Origin of the sequence: Citrobacter sp. MGH105 (assembly GCF_001037485.2) — a bacterium.
In the GTDB taxonomy this organism is placed as follows: domain Bacteria; phylum Pseudomonadota; class Gammaproteobacteria; order Enterobacterales; family Enterobacteriaceae; genus Citrobacter; species Citrobacter portucalensis.
In genome coordinates, this window is the sequence record NZ_CP073048.1 from 201,664 (window position 1) to 220,472 (window position 18,809).

At 52.6% G+C, this 18,809-nt stretch carries 14 protein-coding genes, 1 tRNA gene and 1 other RNA gene; 13 read left to right on the plus strand and 3 right to left on the minus strand.

The window, feature by feature from the left end; all coding sequences use genetic code 11:
• Positions 1-71: 71 nt before the first annotated feature.
• The 8 genes from SK35_RS00955 (at position 72) to SK35_RS00990 (ending at position 8,146) form a co-directional block, all read left to right on the plus strand.
• Positions 72-148: transfer RNA gene (locus tag SK35_RS00955), tRNA-Pro, on the plus strand.
• Between the two features lie 34 nt (positions 149-182).
• Positions 183-315: non-coding RNA, RtT sRNA (locus SK35_RS00960), on the plus strand.
• Between the two features lie 751 nt (positions 316-1,066).
• A complete protein-coding gene (gene dppA / locus SK35_RS00965; RefSeq protein ID WP_048215337.1) occupies positions 1,067-2,674 on the plus strand; it encodes a dipeptide ABC transporter periplasmic-binding protein DppA in 1,608 nt (535 codons plus the stop codon).
• A 166-nt stretch (positions 2,675-2,840) separates the two neighbouring features.
• Positions 2,841-3,860 (plus strand): dipeptide ABC transporter permease DppB, encoded by a 1,020-nt coding sequence (gene dppB / locus SK35_RS00970; RefSeq protein ID WP_032945322.1) that lies wholly within the window; start codon positions 2,841-2,843, stop codon positions 3,858-3,860.
• 9 nt (positions 3,861-3,869) lie between these two features.
• Entirely contained in the window at positions 3,870-4,772 is a 903-nt protein-coding gene (gene dppC / locus SK35_RS00975) for a dipeptide ABC transporter permease DppC (RefSeq protein WP_048215338.1), read from the plus strand.
• Between the two features lie 10 nt (positions 4,773-4,782).
• The gene (dppD, locus tag SK35_RS00980) at positions 4,783-5,766 is read left to right on the plus strand and encodes a dipeptide ABC transporter ATP-binding protein (RefSeq protein WP_003024317.1); all 984 of its coding nucleotides are present in this window, start codon (positions 4,783-4,785) and stop codon (positions 5,764-5,766) included.
• Positions 5,763-6,767, plus strand: coding sequence for a dipeptide ABC transporter ATP-binding subunit DppF (dppF, locus tag SK35_RS00985; protein WP_003827418.1), 1,005 nt, complete (start codon positions 5,763-5,765; stop codon positions 6,765-6,767). The genes dppD and dppF overlap by 4 nt, the downstream gene beginning before the upstream one ends.
• 176 nt (positions 6,768-6,943) lie before the next feature.
• Positions 6,944-8,146, plus strand: coding sequence for a sigma-54 interaction domain-containing protein (locus SK35_RS00990; RefSeq protein WP_048215339.1), 1,203 nt, complete (start codon positions 6,944-6,946; stop codon positions 8,144-8,146).
• A 35-nt stretch (positions 8,147-8,181) separates the two neighbouring features.
• On the opposite strand, the gene SK35_RS00995 is transcribed toward SK35_RS00990, so the two are convergent.
• Both SK35_RS00995 and megL read right to left on the minus strand, forming a co-directional pair.
• Positions 8,182-9,480, minus strand: coding sequence for an aromatic amino acid transport family protein (locus SK35_RS00995; protein WP_043018665.1), 1,299 nt, complete (start codon positions 9,478-9,480; stop codon positions 8,182-8,184).
• Between the two features lie 117 nt (positions 9,481-9,597).
• Positions 9,598-10,794, minus strand: a complete 1,197-nt coding sequence (megL, locus tag SK35_RS01000) for a methionine gamma-lyase (RefSeq protein WP_008786414.1) — start codon at positions 10,792-10,794, stop codon at positions 9,598-9,600.
• Positions 10,795-11,220: 426 nt separating this feature from the next.
• Between megL and SK35_RS01005 the strand changes: the two genes are divergently transcribed.
• From SK35_RS01005 to SK35_RS01020, 4 genes are all read left to right on the plus strand, one after another.
• Positions 11,221-11,328 (plus strand): type I toxin-antitoxin system toxin Ldr family protein, encoded by a 108-nt coding sequence (locus SK35_RS01005; protein WP_048215340.1) that lies wholly within the window; start codon positions 11,221-11,223, stop codon positions 11,326-11,328.
• Positions 11,329-11,554: 226 nt separating this feature from the next.
• Positions 11,555-13,561, plus strand: coding sequence for a biofilm formation regulator HmsP (gene hmsP / locus SK35_RS01010; protein ID WP_075551226.1), 2,007 nt, complete (start codon positions 11,555-11,557; stop codon positions 13,559-13,561).
• Between the two features lie 157 nt (positions 13,562-13,718).
• The gene (dctA, locus tag SK35_RS01015) at positions 13,719-15,005 is read left to right on the plus strand and encodes a C4-dicarboxylate transporter DctC (protein WP_008786411.1); all 1,287 of its coding nucleotides are present in this window, start codon (positions 13,719-13,721) and stop codon (positions 15,003-15,005) included.
• A gap of 221 nt (positions 15,006-15,226) precedes the next feature.
• On the plus strand, positions 15,227-16,720 hold the full coding sequence (locus SK35_RS01020; protein WP_032945317.1) for a M16 family metallopeptidase: 1,494 nt from the start codon (positions 15,227-15,229) through the stop codon (positions 16,718-16,720).
• A gap of 99 nt (positions 16,721-16,819) precedes the next feature.
• On the opposite strand, the gene SK35_RS01025 is transcribed toward SK35_RS01020, so the two are convergent.
• On the minus strand, positions 16,820-17,749 hold the full coding sequence (locus SK35_RS01025; protein ID WP_048215342.1) for a sugar kinase: 930 nt from the start codon (positions 17,747-17,749) through the stop codon (positions 16,820-16,822).
• A 230-nt stretch (positions 17,750-17,979) separates the two neighbouring features.
• Here SK35_RS01025 and pdeH point away from each other — a divergent pair, with 230 nt between their 5' ends.
• On the plus strand, positions 17,980-18,747 hold the full coding sequence (pdeH, locus tag SK35_RS01030; protein WP_008786408.1) for a cyclic-guanylate-specific phosphodiesterase: 768 nt from the start codon (positions 17,980-17,982) through the stop codon (positions 18,745-18,747).
• The last annotated feature ends 62 nt before the right edge of the window (positions 18,748-18,809 follow it).

Consider the following 18,809-nt stretch of genomic DNA (forward strand, 5'->3'; position numbering starts at 1 on the left):
CCGATCAAATGGCATTTTGATACTAAGGGATTGACGGGCGCGCAGCTGAGCAGTAAGATGCGCCCCGCATTCGGTGATTGGCGCAGCCTGGTAGCGCACTTCGTTCGGGACGAAGGGGTCGGAGGTTCGAATCCTCTATCACCGACCAAATTAGAAAAGCCCGCTCTCTGAGCGGGCTTTTTGCTTTCCGGAATCCACGAGGATGAGAACCTCCGGGGGCAAGGGGGTCGACTCGAGCGTAGCGAGAGAACGTTGCGTCAGCAACGGCCCGCAGGGCGAGCCACGCAGTGGCGAGTAATCCTCTATCACCGACCAAATTAGAAAAGCCCGCTCTCTGAGCGGGTTTTTTGCATTTGTGGCTTTTGTAGGCCTGATAAGCGAAGCGCCATCAGGCAAAACATCACGCTATAACAGACATTGCCGGATGCGGCGCAAGCGCCTTATCCGGCCTACAGGCGAAGCGCTGGCAGGGCGTATTTTTTGTTTTTCCGACCCCACGTTTGACCTTCATTTTATCTGCAAAAATTGTGCACCACTTCCCACTGACTGTTAACGATTCTGTGACATATTCCATTGCCTTTTTTTATATTTGCTTGAAACTTTTTTTGCGCTACTTATGGCTGAAGCTGGCATTTTCCGCTGTGCGCTTTAACGTTCATGGTATTAATCGCTCAGATATGCAGCATTAATTTAGAAAGTTTGAATAAATTGCATAAATGTTAATCACCAAATGTTGCGAAATATGAAGATGTTTATTCTGGCATAGTACGCGTAGCACAAATTTCCCTGCTGAAAATGTCCTTCCGCACTTTTTTTAATCTTTGTTTGTGAATTCTCACCGTTGGCGTAAATCACGGTGACCTGTATTGACGTTTTCACATTCTGTTGACAGATTGTAGGGTATGAGGGGCATTTCATGGAGAATCCGCACTGCAACTCAGTCGCTTATGTGAACGGAATCCCCATCCTCTTAACGCCGACCCGGCCGGGTAAAAAACAAAAAAGGCCAGGCGGTGCAAACCCACTGCAAAGGGTAAAACAACAAACATCACATTGGAGCAGAAGAATGAGTATTTCCTTGAAGAAGTCAGGGATGCTGAAGCTTGGTCTGAGCCTGGTGGCTATGACCGTCGCAGCAAGCGTACAGGCTAAAACTCTGGTTTATTGTTCAGAAGGATCTCCTGAAGGCTTTAACCCGCAGCTTTTCACCTCTGGCACCACCTATGATGCCAGCTCCGTACCGATCTATAACCGCCTGGTCGAGTTCAAAACCGGTACGACTGAAGTGATCCCGGGCCTTGCTGAGAAGTGGGAAATCAGCGAAGACGGCAAAACCTACACCTTCCACCTGCGTCAGGGCGTGAAGTGGCAGGACAACAAAGAATTTAAACCGACGCGCGATTTTAACGCCGATGACGTGGTGTTCTCTTTCGATCGTCAGAAAAATACCCAGAACCCGTACCATAAAGTCTCTGGCGGCAGCTATGAATACTTCGAAGGGATGGGTCTGCCGGATCTGATCTCCGAAGTGAAAAAAGTGGACGATAAAACCGTTCAGTTCGTGCTGACTCGCCCGGAAGCGCCGTTCCTGGCTGACCTGGCGATGGACTTCGCTTCTATTCTTTCCAAAGAATATGCTGACAACATGCTGAAAGCCGGTTCTCCGGAGAAAGTGGATCTGAACCCAATTGGTACCGGTCCGTTCCAGCTGCAGCAGTACCAGAAAGACTCCCGTATTCTGTATAAAGCATTCGAAGGTTACTGGGGCACCAAGCCGCAGATCGACCGTCTGGTCTTCTCCATTACGCCTGACGCTTCCGTGCGTTACGCCAAACTGCAGAAGAACGAGTGCCAGGTGATGCCGTACCCGAACCCGGCAGACATCGCGCGCATGAAGCAGGATAAAAACATCAACCTGATGGAGCAGGCGGGTCTGAACGTGGGCTACCTCTCTTTCAACACCGAGAAGAAACCGTTTGATGACGTGAAAGTCCGTCAGGCGCTGACCTACGCGGTAAACAAAGAAGCGATCATCAAAGCGGTTTATCAGGGCGCTGGCGTTGCCGCGAAAAACCTGATCCCGCCGACCATGTGGGGCTATAACGACGACGTTAAAGACTACACCTACGATCCTGAGAAGGCCAAAGCGCTGCTGAAGGAAGCTGGTCAGGACAAAGGCTTTACCGTTGAGCTGTGGGCTATGCCGGTACAGCGTCCATATAACCCGAACGCACGTCGTATGGCAGAAATGGTTCAGGCTGACTGGGCGAAAATTGGCGTTCAGGCCAAGATTGTGACCTACGAGTGGGGCGAGTATCTGAAACGCGCCAAAGCGGGTGAGCATCAGGCGGTGATGATGGGCTGGACCGGTGATAACGGGGATCCGGACAACTTCTTCGCGACCTTGTTCAGCTGTGCGGCAGCGAAAGACGGTTCCAACTACTCTCGCTGGTGCTACAAGCCGTTTGAAGACCTGATCCAGCCGGCGCGTGCGACCGACGATCACAACAAACGTATTGAACTGTACAAGCAAGCTCAGGTTGTTATGCACGACCAGGCTCCGGCTCTGATTGTTGCTCACTCCACCGTGTACGAACCAGTGCGTAAAGAAGTGAAAGGCTATGTGGTTGATCCATTAGGCAAACACCACTTCGAAAACGTCTCTGTCGAATAATTAAAAGCAATTAAGGAAGCGCTGCGCCCCGGTATTGTGTAGGCCGGATAAGCGCAGCGCCCTCCGGCGTAATGCTTTACCCGCGATGCAGTTTGCGTGGGATAAGATTTGTGAGCAATACAGACTCACGGTTCCAGGCCGTGCGTCATTAGAGAGAATCCGGGTTATGTTGCAGTTCATTCTCCGACGTTTGGGACTCGTCATCCCCACGTTTATCGGTATCACTCTTCTCACCTTTGCCTTTGTCCATATGATCCCCGGCGATCCGGTTATGATCATGGCGGGTGAACGTGGGATCTCCCCTGAGCGTCATGCTCAACTGTTGGCTGAACTCGGTCTGGATAAGCCGATGTGGCAGCAGTACCTCCACTATATCTGGGGGGTTATGCATGGTGATCTAGGTATCTCACTGAAAAGCCGCTTACCGGTGTGGGAAGAGTTCGTACCTCGCTTCAAAGCAACGCTGGAACTCGGCGTCTGCGCGATGATTTTCGCCGTCGCAGTGGGTATCCCAGTGGGTGTACTTGCTGCCGTTAAGCGCGGCTCCATTTTCGATCACACGGCAGTTGGCCTGGCGCTGACCGGTTACTCTATGCCGATTTTCTGGTGGGGCATGATGCTGATCATGCTGGTTTCCGTGCAGTTGAACCTGACGCCAGTTTCTGGGCGGGTGAGCGACATGGTGTTCCTTGATGATTCCAATCCGCTAACCGGCTTTATGCTGATCGACACCGCCATCTGGGGTGAAGAGGGCAACTTTATTGATGCGTTGGCGCATATGATCCTGCCTGCGATGGTGCTGGGTACCATTCCTCTGGCGGTCATTGTGCGTATGACCCGTTCATCGATGCTGGAAGTGCTGGGTGAAGATTACATCCGTACCGCGCGCGCCAAAGGCCTGACCCGTATGCGCGTCATCATTATTCACGCTCTGCGTAACGCGATGCTGCCCGTGGTGACCGTTATCGGCCTGCAGGTTGGTACGCTGCTGGCCGGGGCGATTCTGACCGAGACCATCTTCTCGTGGCCGGGGCTGGGGCGCTGGCTGATCGATGCGCTGCAACGCCGCGATTATCCGGTGGTGCAGGGCGGGGTGCTGCTGGTCGCGACGATGATTATTCTCGTCAACCTGCTGGTAGACCTGCTGTACGGCGTGGTGAACCCGCGTATTCGGCATAAGAAGTAAGGGGCCATCATGTCACAGGTTACTGAAAATAAAGTTATTGCTGCACCGGTGCCGATGACTCCGTTGCAGGAGTTCTGGCACTATTTTAAACGCAACAAAGGTGCGGTTGTTGGGCTGGTGTACGTTGTGGTGATGATCCTGATTGCGGTCTTTGCCAACGTCCTCGCACCCTACAACCCGGCAGACCAGTTCCGCGATACGCTGCTGGCTCCTCCCGCGTGGCAGGACGGCGGTACCATGGCGCATCTGTTTGGTACTGATGATGTAGGCCGCGACGTGTTGTCCCGCCTGATGTACGGTGCGCGTCTGTCGCTGTTGGTCGGCTGTCTGGTGGTAGTACTCTCCCTGCTGATGGGCGTGGTTCTTGGGCTGATCGCCGGTTACTTTGGCGGGATTGTTGATAACGTCATCATGCGTGTGGTCGATATCATGCTGGCATTGCCGAGCCTGTTGCTGGCGCTGGTGCTGGTGGCGGTATTTGGCCCCTCGATTGGCAACGCCGCGCTGGCGCTGACGTTCGTGGCATTGCCGCACTATGTCCGTTTGACGCGCGCCGCCGTGCTGGTGGAGGTTAACCGCGACTACGTCACAGCATCTCGCGTGGCGGGAGCCGGCGCGATGCGCCAGATGTTCGTCAACATTCTTCCTAACTGTCTTGCGCCGCTGATTGTTCAGGCGTCGCTTGGCTTCTCTAACGCCATTCTCGATATGGCTGCCCTCGGCTTCTTGGGGATGGGCGCACAGCCGCCTACGCCGGAATGGGGCACCATGCTCTCTGACGTTCTGCAGTTTGCCCAAAGCGCCTGGTGGGTTGTGACCTTCCCGGGGCTGGCGATCCTGTTGACGGTGCTGGCATTTAACCTGATGGGTGACGGTCTGCGTGACGCGCTCGATCCCAAACTGAAGCAGTAAGAGGTTCGAGATGGCGTTATTAAATGTAGATAAATTATCGGTGCATTTCGGCGACGTAGGTTCCGAATTCCGCGCCGTAGACCGCATTAGCTACAGTGTGAATCAGGGTGAAGTGGTTGGCATTGTAGGAGAGTCCGGCTCTGGTAAGTCCGTCAGTTCGCTGGCGATTATGGGACTGATTGACTACCCAGGCCGCGTTATGGCCGAAAATCTGGAGTTTAATGGTCGCGACCTGAAGCGCATCTCTGAGAAAGAGCGTCGCCAGTTAGTGGGCGCGGAAGTGGCGATGATCTTCCAGGACCCGATGACCAGCCTTAACCCCTGCTACACCGTCGGCTACCAGATTATGGAAGCTATTAAAGTGCACCAGGGCGGCAACAAAAAAACGCGTATTCAGCGGGCAATAGACCTGCTGACGCTGGTGGGTATCCCCGATCCGGCCTCACGTCTGGATGTATATCCTCACCAGTTGTCCGGTGGGATGAGCCAGCGCGTGATGATCGCGATGGCGATAGCCTGTCGTCCGAAACTGCTGATTGCCGACGAACCGACAACGGCGCTGGATGTGACTATTCAGGCGCAGATCATCGAGCTACTGCTGGAATTGCAGCAAAAAGAGAACATGGCGCTGGTCTTAATCACGCACGATCTGGCGCTGGTGGCTGAAGCGGCACACAAAATCATCGTGATGTACGCCGGCCAGGTGGTAGAAACCGGAGCCGCGCAGGATATTTTCCGCGCGCCACGTCATCCTTACACCCAGGCGCTGCTGCGCGCGCTGCCTGAGTTTGCTCAGGATAAAGCACGTCTGGCCTCGCTGCCGGGCGTGGTTCCCGGGAAATATGACCGCCCGAGCGGCTGTTTGCTGAACCCACGCTGCCCCTATGCGACCGACAAATGCCGCGCTGAAGAACCTGAACTGAACCTGCTGGAAGGCGGTCGTCAGTCGAAATGCCACTACCCACTTGATGATGCCGGGAGGCCTGGGCTATGAGTACGCAAAAGGCCGCTTTGCCACAGCCGCTGTTGCAGGCTATTGATCTGAAAAAACACTACCCGGTGAAAAAGGGCATGTTCGCCCCGGAGCGCCTGGTGAAAGCGCTGGACGGCGTCTCCTTTACCTTAGAGCGTGGTAAAACGCTGGCGGTGGTAGGCGAGTCGGGCTGTGGGAAATCCACCCTTGGCCGCCTGCTGACGATGATTGAAGTCCCGACCGGCGGTGAGCTGTATTACCAGGGACAGGATCTGCTTAAGCACGACCCGCAGGCGCAAAAGCTGCGTCGGCAGAAAATCCAGATTGTATTCCAGAACCCGTACGGTTCCCTGAACCCGCGTAAAAAAGTGGGACAGATTCTGGAAGAGCCGCTGCTGATCAACTCCACGCTCAGCAAAGAGGAACGTCGTGAAAAAGCGCTGGCGATGATGGCGAAAGTGGGGCTGAAAACCGAACACTACGACCGCTATCCGCATATGTTCTCCGGCGGTCAGCGTCAGCGTATTGCCATCGCTCGCGGTCTGATGCTTGATCCGGACGTGGTGATTGCCGATGAACCGGTCTCAGCGCTGGACGTTTCGGTGCGTGCGCAGGTGCTGAATCTGATGATGGATTTGCAGCAGGAACTGGGGCTGTCATACGTCTTTATCTCGCACGACCTGTCGGTGGTCGAGCACATTGCCGATGAAGTGATGGTGATGTATTTAGGCCGCTGCGTGGAGAAAGGGACGAAGGACCAAATCTTCAATAATCCGCGTCATCCGTACACGCAAGCGCTGCTCTCCGCAACGCCGCGTCTGAACCCGGACGATCGCCGTGAGCGTATCAAGCTGACCGGTGAACTGCCAAGCCCGCTGAATCCGCCGCCGGGCTGCGCGTTTAACGCCCGCTGCCGTCGTCGCTTTGGTCCGTGTACCCAGCTTCAGCCGCAGTTGAAAGATTACGGCGGTCAACTGGTGGCGTGTTTTGCCGTTGACCAGGATGAGAACCCACAGCAATAAACCTGGGTTATGACCCGATAACCGGAGCCTTGTGCTCCGGTTTTTTTATATTTTCTCTTTACGTCCACAATGTGAGTCCTTTGGCAGAACATTATTCCACAGCGTCTAGAATGTAGTCAGATTCCCTCTAGTCACAGAAATATCTATTTCGCAGTTGCTAACTACCAGGAGCAAATGTGGTCACGATACGCTGGGATATTAAAACAATTGATCGTCTGTCGATGGTTGAGGATGTCCTGAAGGAGTTTTCCTGCTGTGATATCAATATTATCTCCATGAAAGTCACGCCTGGGCGGATCCTGATTAAATCCTGGTGCCGCCAGCTACAGGATATTTCCTGTGTGCAATCCTGTTTAAGCCAGCGCGCCGATATTATTCATGTCGCTTACCTCTGTGAGGAGATAAGTGAGCTGTCAACGCCGGAGCCGGAACGGCCGCGCTATTTCTCTGACATTATTTGCAGCAGCCAGAGCATGCACGCGCTTATCGAAAAGGCGATTAAAATTGCCGACAGCAAATATACCGTTCTGATCCGTGGCGATACGGGGACCGGTAAAGAGCTACTGGCCCGGGCTATCCATAATTCCGGGCAGCGACGTTTTTATCCGTTTATTCCGGTCAACTGCTCTGCGCTACCTGAGTCGCTAATGGAGAGTGAATTCTTTGGCTATGAGAAAGGGGCTTTCAGCGGCGCGGATTGTAAAGGCAAAAAAGGGCTGTTTGAAATGGCCGATAAAGGCACCCTTTTTCTCGATGAGTTTGGCGAAATGTCGCTGAGCTTACAGGCTAAACTCCTGCGCGTGCTTCAGGATGGCGGGATTCGGCGCGTTGGCGGAGCGCATATTATTCCGGTCAATGTGCGCATTATTGTGGCAACCAATGCCAATCTGGAAGAGATGGTGGAACAACGTCTGCTGCGCGCCGATCTCTATTACCGCATCAACGTGCTTTCACTGACCATTCCACCTTTGCGCGAGCGCCCACAGGATATCAGCCTGCTGATTCGCCACTTTGTGCAGAAATACGCGAAGGAATTCCAGCGGCGGATCATTCTGGATAAAGCCTGTTTTGATGCCCTGCACCATCACACCTGGCCGGGAAACGTGCGCGAACTGGAAAATACCATTATTCGCCTGATGCTGATGGCGGAATCCGATGTTATTACGCGGGAAGAATTAGGGATGGTGAATTTGCCTGCCGTTGAGCGGGGCGCGACAGAACGTCCTTTTAAAGAGCAGGTTCTCTGCGCTGAACGCCAGCTCATTGAACAGATGGTGGAAGATAATGTGTCGTCACGGCATATCGCCAAAGCGCTGGGTGTGTCGCACACCACGGTGCTGAATAAAATTCGCGGCTATCAGCTGGAGAGTGTGGGTTAAGCGCCGCCAGCGTCTGACGGCGCGATATACATGGGTTATTCAATCAGCTTCAATAAGGGCGACAGGCACAGCAGAATTCCGTACAGCAGGATCAACCAGGTTTTCAGTCCGCGCAGTTTTTCCAGTTGCGTTACTTTATAGATCAGGAAGAACGGAATAATACACGACACAATCCCGTAAAGCGGGCTACCTAACTGGAAGAACACCAGTACCGATACGCGAAATGACACCCAAATGACCAGGGTGATAACAATAAAGGTGCAAATACCCAGCGTAAGCACCAACGGATTAATTTTCTCAACGTCAATGACGCGGCTCAGAACGTTGAGAATAATACCTTTGATCGCTTCGTGGAATCCCAGATAAATACCAAAGAACGCGGTTAATACGGCGAAGATATTTAATACCGTTGAGGTGATATGAATAATCTGCCCAGGAATGACCTGAGCCGCCAGCGCCAGTGCTGAAATATTTTGTTCGAAAGCCGAAACGGCCTCTTCATGGCTAATGGAAAAGGTAAAAGAGAAGGAGAAAAACAGAATGACAGCAATCAGAGTAATGTAACTGATGCGATGCGTACGGATTGCCATACGCGTAGCCAGCACCCGGTCTGCCACCCGTTTGCGGTAGGCGATGTTCATTGGGTTCAACACCTGAATAAACACCGCTGAGAAGAAGCAAAACGGGATGGTTAGCAGTACATCACGAAAGAAGACCGATGCTTCAGGGAAGGCGCTGATATTAGCGAAGTTCCAGTGCGGAACCATCGCAAAACCAAATACGATGATGATACCCACTTTGACCACCACCATCGGGCCGGAGATTTTGAACAGCAGCTTTTCTCCCCCGGAAGCAATGGCGACCAGCACGGCAAAAATAGCCACTTTGTAGATTATCGATTGTGAAAGATCGGCCTCGGTCAAGCCGAAGGTTTTAATATATGAGGCGCTGTCAAAAACCACGGATAAGGAATAAATAAATATGCCGTGAATAATCATCAGAAAATAGATGACGCCAAGAAATACGCCCCAGTTTTTTCCCAAGTAATGACTTATAATATCCGTGTAGTCATTACAGGTTTCGCTTTCTGATAATGTTTTTAAATAAATATCCTGCACAATATAAGTTGCCGGATAAGCAATAATAAAGGCAACGATAAATACCCAAATGCCTGTTAAGCCAATTTGTACCGGCATCAGTACCGTTCCGGCACCAATGGCCATGCCGATACACAGTAATACCCAGCCAAAATCGTATTTCGTAAACGGTATTTTTTTTGAGAATGGTACGGCGGTTGCTGTATTGTTGCTTAATTGTAATGTGTTGTCCTGCATAGAACCCCCTGCCCAAAATACACGTTCTCCCCGAAAGAGGATCGCGTGTATTGCCAGACTGTTGTGCCTTGATTCTCAACAACCTGAACCGAACGGCGTCGGTTCAGGCCATATTGGTCAGAATGTTGCCTTTCTGATGGCGTGTTCAAGGTCGTTAATAATATCTTCTGGATCTTCAAGACCCACAGAAAGACGGATAAGCCCGTCGGTAATACCTGCTTTGAGCCGTTCCTCAGGTGCAACGGGCGAATGTGTCATAGACGCTGGGTGCTGAATGAGGGTTTCGGTATCACCGAGACTGACCGCGAGGAGGCACAATTCTACAGAATTGATCATCCGCCTACCAGCCTCGAGGCCGCCGGCGATTTCGAAGCTGATAATTCCACCTGGCAGGCTCATTTGCCGCTGGCCCAACTCATACTGTGGATGCGAAGTCAGGCCAGGATAATACACCCGAGTAATAGATGGATGCCCTTCGAGGAAGCGGGCGATTTTCAGCGCATTTTCACAGTGGCGTTCCATACGAATGCCCAGCGTTTTAACGCCGCGCAGTGTTAACCACGCATTGAAAGGACTCATGCAGCCGCCGGTGATATCTTTCAGGCCTACAAACCGCGCCTGGTCGATAAACTCCTGCTTACCAACAATGATGCCGCCAATCACATCCCCGTGACCGTTGATATATTTGGTGACGCTGTGAACCACAATATCCGCACCCAGTTGCAAAGGCTGCTGACAGTACGGCGACATAAAGGTGTTATCCACCACCAGCAATGCGCCCTGTTGATGGGCGATACCGGCCACCGTTTCAATGTCGACCAGCGACAGCGTTGGGTTGGCGGGCGTTTCGATATACACAACTTTGGTTTCTGGTCGCATGGCGGCGCGGATTTCTTCAGGCTTTGCCGCGTCGACAAAGCTGACGTTAATCCCAAACTTCGGCATGCTGTGCGACAAAAACGCGTGGGTGCAGCCGTAAATCGCGCTGGCGGAAACGATATGGTCACCCTGCTGGCAAAGCGTCAACAGCGTTGTGGTGATAGCAGAAATACCGGACGCGGTTGCCAACCCGGCTTCACCTCTTTCCAGTACCGCCAGCTTTTTCTCCAGCGCATCGGTGGTGGGGTTACCCAAGCGGGTGTAAATGTACCCGGACTCTTCGAGCGCAAAGCGAGCGGCACCTTGTTCGGCGCTGTCAAAAACAAACGTTGAGGTCTGGAAAATAGGCGTACTAAGCGCGCCAGTTGAAGGGTCGGGTTGTTGCCCCGCGTGAACGATCTGGGTGTTGAATCCGTAAGTACGACAGTCAGACATGATATCTCCTTTAATTCGGAACAGAACAGCTCACAGTCAAATAGCAATCGCTGTGCCAGAAAATGAACTGATAGATATCAATGTGTTATGTTTTTGTCTGAACTAATGGTCGGCAGAAATGTTGCCAACTGGAAAGAATCTTTCCAGCGTGCTGGTGAGAAAATGGGTGAATTGCGAGGCGCTACGCAGAGCGCAATATTGCGCAGTGATATGGCAAGTGGGCTGCCGTAGAATCAGCGGCAAGCCGGGAATTCCCGGTGAGGCGCAATGTTGCGGGGGCTTGATCCCCGGCGGCATCGGTTGCTGGAAAGAGAAAACCCCCGCACGTTGTTCGGTATAAACCTGGGCAACAAAACGGGGGCTGACTTGAACCTGAACAACTCAAGGATAGCCGTGAACAGTTGCCATTGCAACACAGGCGGCTATATGACGCTCGCACAGTTAGGCGTGACCTTCTGGCACGATTTAGCGGCTCCAATCATCGCTGGCACCATTGCCAGCCTGATTGTGAGCTGGCTGCGTAACAGGAAGTAATGCGCTTTGTGGGCGTCTGCCTGCCGTGATGGCAACATGCGCCCGAACCAGGCCGCAGGGGGCGACCTTGCGGCCTTTTTCGGCTTAAATGCAGATAAATCTCGTCGCCAGGTGCCTATCCTGTCGCGATAATGCACGCTGGGAAGTTTTCAGATACCGCCTCTCTTAATACCGCTACGATCGGGTATACTCTGACGGCAGTTTCGTCTATCCGTGGAGAGTCAGTTTGCGTGTCAGTCGCTCGTTAACAATTAAGCAGATGGCAATGGTTGCGGCCGTTGTTATGGTGTTCGTTTTTATTTTTTGCACCGTTTTGTTGTTCCATCTGGTCCAGCAAAACCGCTATAACACGGCTACGCAACTGGAAAGTATCGCTCGCTCCGTCCGTGAGCCTCTGTCGGACACTATCCTGAAAGGGGATATTCCCGAAGCGGAAGCCATTTTAAAAAGTATTCGGCCAGCGGGCGTGGTAAGTCGCGCCGATGTGGTGCTGCCCAATCAGTTTCAGGCGTTGCGGATGAGCTTTATCCCTGAACGCCCCGTTCCTGTTACGGTGACTCGCCTGTTTGAGCTTCCGGTACAAATTTCGCTGCCGATCTATTCTCTTGAGCGTTCAGCTAACCCGCAACCGCTGGCGTATCTGGTACTGCAGGCGGATTCGTACCGCATGTACAAATTCGTGATGAGTACGCTCTCGACGTTAGTGACCATTTACTTACTTTTGTCGTTAATACTGACCGTCGCCATCTCCTGGTGCATTAACCGCTTGATTGTGCACCCCTTACGTAAAATTGCCCGTGAGCTGAACGACATCCAACAGCAGGATCTGATTGGCTATCAACTGGCATTGCCGCGTCTACATCAGGATGATGAGATTGGTATGCTGGTGCGTAGCTACAATCTTAATCAGCAGTTGATTCAGCGACATAGCGAAGAGCAAAGCGACTTTGCAATGCGTTTCCCGGTTTCCGAACTGCCCAATAAGTCGTTTTTAATGGGGCTGCTGGAGCAGGTTGTTACCCGCCAGCAGACGACGGCGCTGATGATTGTCACCTGCGAAACCCTACGTGACACCGCGGGTGTGTTAACCGAAACTCAGCGGGAAATCCTGCTGCTTACGCTGGTCGAAAAACTCAAGTCGGTATTAGCCCCCAGGATGGTGCTTTCCCAGGTGAGTGGCTATGACTTCGCCATCATCGCCCATGGCGTAAAAGAACCCTGGCACGCTATTACTTTAGGTCAGCAAGTACTTACTATCGTTAACGAGCGATTACCTATTCAGGGTATTCAACTGCGTCCTACCTGCAACATTGGGGTAGCAATGTTCTATGGTGATTTGACCGCAGAGCAGCTATACCGCCGCGCCCTGTCGGCCGTGTTAACCTCGCGCCATAAGGGTAAAAATCAAATTCAGTTCTTTGATCCGTTACAGATGGAAGAGGCGCAGCAGCGTTTGACGGAAGAGAACGATATTCTTACCGCGCTGGATAATCGTCAGTTCGCGCTCTGGATGCAGCCGCAGGTGGAAATGTCCAGCGGTAAGGTATTGAGCGCAGAAGCATTATTGCGGATGCAGCAGCCGGACGGAAGCTGGGAGTTGCCCGAAGGGTTAATCGACAGGATTGAGTCCTGCGGCCTGATGGTGACGGTTGGTTACTGGGTGCTGGAAGAGACGTGCCGCCAGCTGTCAGCGTGGCAGGAACGGGGTCTGATGCTGCCGCTGTCGGTGAATTTGTCCGCACTACAGCTGATGCACCCGAGTATGGTCTCGGACCTGCTGGAGTTGTTAAACCGCTATCGCATCAAGCCTGGTACGTTGATCCTGGAAGTGACTGAAAGCCGACATATCGATGATCCCCACGCCGCGGTGGCCATTTTGCGCCCATTGCGTAATGCGGGAGTACGTATCGCACTGGATGACTTTGGCATGGGGTATGCGGGCCTGCGACAGCTGCAGCACATGAAGTCGCTACCGGTGGATGTCCTCAAAATCGATAAGATGTTTGTCGATGGGGTACCTGAGGATTGCAGCATGATCTCCGCCATCATTCAGTTGGCCCACAGCCTTAATTTGCAGATGATCGCCGAAGGTGTCGAAACCGAAGCGCAGCGTGAATGGCTATCACATGCCGGGGTGGAAGTGGCACAAGGGTTCCTGTTTGCCCGACCGGTTCCGGCAAATATCTTCGAAGAACGTTATCTGGCGCCGGAAAGCGCTGATTACAAAAGTTAAAAAAGGTCTCGCTTGTGCGAGCCAGCTCAAAATTTTTAACATTTTTGTATCAATTATGATCCAGGTACATTTCTGTCAAGTTGTGTGGGTGTTACTTTAAGGCCGCAGGTTAAACAAAACCTTACAAGACCTGTGGTTTTTACTTTAAGGACACCCTATGAAAACCTCTATATTCAAAAGCCTTTACTTTCAGGTCCTGACAGCGATTGCCATTGGTATTCTCCTTGGCCATTACTACCCTGAATTAGGCGCCCAAATGAAACCGCTTGGTGATGCCTTCGTTAAGCTCATCAAGATGGTCATCGCACCTGTCATCTTCTGTACTGTCGTTACCGGCATTGCAGGCATGGAAAGTATGAAAGCTGTAGGCCGCACCGGTGCGGTTGCACTGCTTTATTTTGAAGTGGTCAGTACGATTGCGCTGATCATCGGTCTTATCATTGTTAACGTGGTGCAACCCGGTGCCGGGATGAACGTCGATCCGGCGACGCTGGATGCCAAAGCGGTTGCGATTTACGCCGAACAGGCAAAAGACCAGGGGATCGTAGGTTTCCTGATGGATATTATCCCGGCGAGCGTCATTGGCGCGTTTGCCAGCGGTAACATCCTGCAGGTATTGCTGTTTGCAGTAATGTTTGGTTTTGCGCTGCATCGTCTGGGCAGCAAGGGCCAGATGATTTTCAACGTGATTGAAAGTTTCTCGCAGGTTATTTTCGGCATCATCAATATGATCATGCGCCTGGCGCCTATCGGTGCTTTCGGTGCTATGGCCTTTACCATCGGTAAATATGGCGTCGGAACGCTGGTGCAACTGGGTCAGCTAATCATCTGCTTCTACATCACCTGTATTCTGTTTGTGGTGCTGGTGCTGGGTTCAATTGCGCGCGCAACCGGCTTCAGTATCTTTAAATTCATCCGCTATATCCGTGAAGAGCTGCTGATCGTTCTGGGTACTTCTTCTTCCGAGTCTGCGCTGCCGCGTATGCTCGATAAGATGGAAAAACTGGGCTGTCGGAAGTCGGTTGTCGGATTGGTTATACCCACGGGCTACTCGTTTAACCTTGATGGGACATCAATCTATCTGACGATGGCGGCGGTGTTTATCGCTCAGGCGACCAACAGCCACATGGATATCTTCCATCAGATAACCCTGTTGGTGGTGCTCCTGCTCTCCTCAAAAGGTGCAGCGGGTGTGACCGGGAGTGGCTTCATTGTTCTGGCCGCGACTATCTCTGCGGTGGGGCATTTACCGGTTGCAGGCCTGGCACTGATTCTTGGTATTGACCGCTTCATGTCTGAAGCCCGTGCGCTGACCAACCTGATTGGTAACGGTGTTGCAACTGTCGTTGTGGCTAAATGGGTGAAAGAATTGGATACCAAAAAGCTGGATGACACGCTGAATAATCGTGCGCCGGATGGCAAAACGCACGATTTATCCTCTTAATCTCGTCACTTATGCCCGTAGTCCCTTCCAGGACTGCGGGCGTTTGCGCATAATTACCCCCTGTGCCTGAAACCGTCGATTCGGCGGCTCGGGATTTTTTCACTTCTTCCGTGACATTTTTATGTTCTCGCGGTCTAACACGAAGTGTTTTTAACGTCATATTCAGAGAGTCCTTTCGAGGGCTGTCTTTTTATTTCCAGGATAGTTGATCAGGGGTTCACATGCAGGGCACAAAAATTCGACTTTTAGCGGGCGGCTTGCTGATGATGGCCACTGCCGGCTATGTGCAGGCAGATGCGCTCCAGCCTGATCCAGCGTGGCAACAGGGCACGCTGGCAAATGGTTTACAGTGGCAAGTGTTAGCCACTCCCCAGCGTCCGAGCGACCGTATTGAGGTTCGCCTGCTGGTCAATACCGGTTCACTCACCGAAAGTGCGCAACAGAGTGGTTTCAGCCATGCGATCCCGCGTATCGCGCTGACGCAAAGCGGTGGCCTCGATGCCACGCAAGCCCGTTCACTGTGGCAGCAGGGGTTCGATCCCAAACGTCCCATGCCGCCGGTTATCGTTTCCTATGATTCCACGCTGTATAACCTCAGTCTGCCTAACAGCCGTAACGACCTACTGAAAGAGTCACTTTCTTATCTGGCGAATATCTCCGGTAAACTGAGCATCACCTCTGAAACGGTCAATCATGCGCTGAATAGCGAAGATATGGTTGCAACCTGGCCATCAGATACCAAAGAAGGGTGGTGGCGTTACCGTCTGAAGGGATCGACCCTGTTGGGGCACGATCCCGCCGATCCGCTGAAAACGCCGGTAGACGCGTCGAAAATTCAGTCTTTCTACCAGAAATGGTATACCCCGGACGCGATGACGCTGATCATCGTCGGTAACGTTGATGCACGCAGCGTAGCTGAGCAAATCAATAAAACCTTTGGCGAGTTAAAAGGAAAACGCGAAACGCCTGCACCGGTTCCCACGCTCTCTCCGCTGCGAGCTGAAGCCGTGAGTATTATGACCGATGCGGTACGCCAGGATCGCCTGTCTATTATGTGGGATACGCCGTGGCAGCCGATCCGTGAATCTGCCGCGCTGTTACGTTACTGGCGCGCTGATTTAGCTCGTGAGGCGCTGTTCTGGCACATTCAGCAAGAGCTAACCAAAAACAATGCCAAAGACATTGGCCTCGGATTTGACTGCCGGGTGCTGTTCCTGCGCGCGCAGTGCGCGATTAACGTTGAGTCGCCGAACGATAAGCTGAACGCCAATCTGGGTACGGTTGCGCGTGAGCTGGCGAAAGTGCGTGATAAGGGACTGCCGGAAGAAGAGTTCAATGCGCTGGTAGCGCAAAAGAATCTGGAACTGCAGAAGCTGTTTGCCACCTATGGTCGTACCGATACCGATATTTTGATCAGCCAGCGTTTGCGCTCGCTGCAAAATCAGGTGGTGGATATTGCGCCTGAACAGTACCAGCGTTTACGCCAGAGCTTCCTCAACAGCCTGAGCGTTGAGATGCTGAATCAGGACCTGCGTCAGCAGCTGTCGCAAGATATGGCGTTAATTCTGCTGCAGCCGAAGGGTGAACCTGAATTCAATATGAAGGATCTGCAGGCGACGTGGGATAGCATTATGGCGCCCGTTACCGCAGCGGCAACGTCTGTTGAAACGGATGAATCACACCCTGAAGTGACGGATATCCCGCCTGTACAGTAAAGGGTATCGTAACCTGTAAGCCGGGCAAGTGAAGCGCTCCCGGCTTACCCAGTGCCGGATGCGGCGTTAACGCCTTATCCGGCCTACAGGAACAATAAATTATTGCGGCATGGCGTCGCGGGGGATAATCGCCCCACGATGCTGAATGACGGTGCTTGCCGTCAGGTGGCCGCGTTTTGCGGCTTCGGCGGCATCGCCACCGGTCAGACGGACCGCCAGATACCCGGCGCTGAAGGAGTCTCCGGCCGCAGTGGTATCGATCACTTTCTCTTTCGGCAATTTAACGGCCGGAACGTCGATCAGTTCTTCGCCTGCAATGGAAACCAGGCAAGAGTCTGCGCCGCGCTTCACTACCACTTCCTGAACGCCAGCTGCGTGAGTACGGGCAATCACCTCGGCAACGGGTTTTTCACCCCACAGTGCGTCTTCATCGTCCAGCGTCAGGAATGCGATATTGGTGCATTCCAACATCTGCTGATACACCTGCTGGGTTTCTTCTTTGCTGCTCCACAGACGTGGGCGGTAGTTATTGTCAAAAATGACCTTTCCGCCGTTGGCACGGCATTCACGCAGCAATGACAGCAGCTTGTCACGGCTTGCCGGGCTTAAAATCGCCAGGCTGATTCCGCTCAGATACAAGTAGTCAAATGTCGCCAGCTCTTCGCAAATCACGGCAGACTGATCGCTCTCCAGCCAGAATTTTGCGGCGGCTTCATTACGCCAGTAATAGAAGGTGCGCTCGCCAGTGCTGTCGGTCTCAATGTAGTAGAGACCCGGCAGGCGGTTTTCCATGCGTTGGATTAATGAGGTATCTACGTTTTCACCCTGCCAGGACTCCAGCATTTGTTGGCTAAAACTGTCGGTACCCAGTGCAGTCACATAGTGTACGGAAAGTGCCGCCGCATCGACCTGACGGGCGATATAAACGGATGTATTCAACGTGTCGCCACCGAATCCGCGCTGAACGTCAGCGCCTTTCTGTGACAGCTCAATCATGCATTCGCCAATCACGGCAATCTTTCTGGACATAGTCGTAACCTGCTCTGAAAAAAATTAGCGTTAGTGTGCGCTGTGGGTGTTAAGTGGTCAACTATATTAAAACATCGTTCCATTATTTTTTTGAGCCAGCACGTGTTCTGCGTTGTTTTTGCCGCTTAGTTTTTATTTTTGCGCACAGCTGAACGTAAAGTTCTTCGTCTGAGCGCCGATAACCTTTGACGAGTCCGGTCAGTCACACTCTTATTTACAGGACATCTCAGATGATAAAGCAGGTTACCCAGCAGCTCATTACGCCCGATGCGAGTATTGAAAGCTTGCTGGAAAGACGCTATTGGCTGCAGTGCGAGCGTGCTTACACCTACCAGCCAATTTACCAGACCAACGGACGGCTGATGGCCGTTGAACTGCTGACCGTCGTGAGCCATCCTGATAACCCTTCCCAACGTATTGCACCAGACCGCTATTTTGCTGAAGTGGCTGTACGGCATCGTGTTGATGTAGTGAAAGAGCAACTTCTGCAGCTTGAGCTGAAAGGGGGCTTTTTCAGAGCCAACAACCTGCTGGCTTCAGTGAATGTCGATGGACCAACACTCATTGCGATGCGTCAGGATCCCGAAATCCTGAAAATCATTGAAGGCCTGCCGTGGCTGCGTTTTGAGCTGGTGGAACATATCCGCTTGCCGAAGGGGTCGTCGTTCGCCTCAATGTGCGAGTTCGGCCCGCTCTGGCTGGATGACTTTGGTACCGGAATGGCGAACTTCTCGGCGCTTAGTGAAGTGAGTTATGACTATATCAAAGTGGCGCGGGATCTGTTCGTCATGCTGCGCAAGACGCCGGAGGGACGTAATCTCTTCACACTACTATTGCAGCTCATGAACCGCTATTGCCGCGGTGTCATTGTCGAAGGCGTTGAAACGCTGGAAGAGTGGCGCGATGTGCAAAACTCACCGGCTTTCGCTGCGCAAGGCTATTTTCTCTCTCGTCCAGTGCCTCTGGATACGCTTGAAGAGGTGATCCTGTCGCTTTGATGAGGGCGTAGCGCACCTCCTTTTCATCCTGCTGGACTATCTTTAGGACAGGCAAGGAAGGA

What these genes read in the sequence shown, in the direction of transcription:
- dppA (WP_048215337.1), top strand. Translation starts at nt 1,067, where the DNA reads ATGAGTATTTCCTTGAAGAAGTCAGGGATGCTGAAGCTTGGTCTGAGC.
- dppB (WP_032945322.1), top strand. Translation starts at nt 2,841, where the DNA reads ATGTTGCAGTTCATTCTCCGACGTTTGGGACTCGTCATCCCCACGTTT.
- dppC (WP_048215338.1), top strand. Translation starts at nt 3,870, where the DNA reads ATGTCACAGGTTACTGAAAATAAAGTTATTGCTGCACCGGTGCCGATG.
- dppD (WP_003024317.1), top strand. Translation starts at nt 4,783, where the DNA reads ATGGCGTTATTAAATGTAGATAAATTATCGGTGCATTTCGGCGACGTA.
- dppF (WP_003827418.1), top strand. Translation starts at nt 5,763, where the DNA reads ATGAGTACGCAAAAGGCCGCTTTGCCACAGCCGCTGTTGCAGGCTATT.
- SK35_RS00995 (WP_043018665.1), bottom strand. Translation starts at nt 9,480, where the DNA reads ATGCAGGACAACACATTACAATTAAGCAACAATACAGCAACCGCCGTA.
- megL (WP_008786414.1), bottom strand. Translation starts at nt 10,794, where the DNA reads ATGTCTGACTGTCGTACTTACGGATTCAACACCCAGATCGTTCACGCG.
- SK35_RS01005 (WP_048215340.1), top strand. Translation starts at nt 11,221, where the DNA reads ATGACGCTCGCACAGTTAGGCGTGACCTTCTGGCACGATTTAGCGGCT.
- dctA (WP_008786411.1), top strand. Translation starts at nt 13,719, where the DNA reads ATGAAAACCTCTATATTCAAAAGCCTTTACTTTCAGGTCCTGACAGCG.
- SK35_RS01020 (WP_032945317.1), top strand. Translation starts at nt 15,227, where the DNA reads ATGCAGGGCACAAAAATTCGACTTTTAGCGGGCGGCTTGCTGATGATG.
- SK35_RS01025 (WP_048215342.1), bottom strand. Translation starts at nt 17,749, where the DNA reads ATGTCCAGAAAGATTGCCGTGATTGGCGAATGCATGATTGAGCTGTCA.
- pdeH (WP_008786408.1), top strand. Translation starts at nt 17,980, where the DNA reads ATGATAAAGCAGGTTACCCAGCAGCTCATTACGCCCGATGCGAGTATT.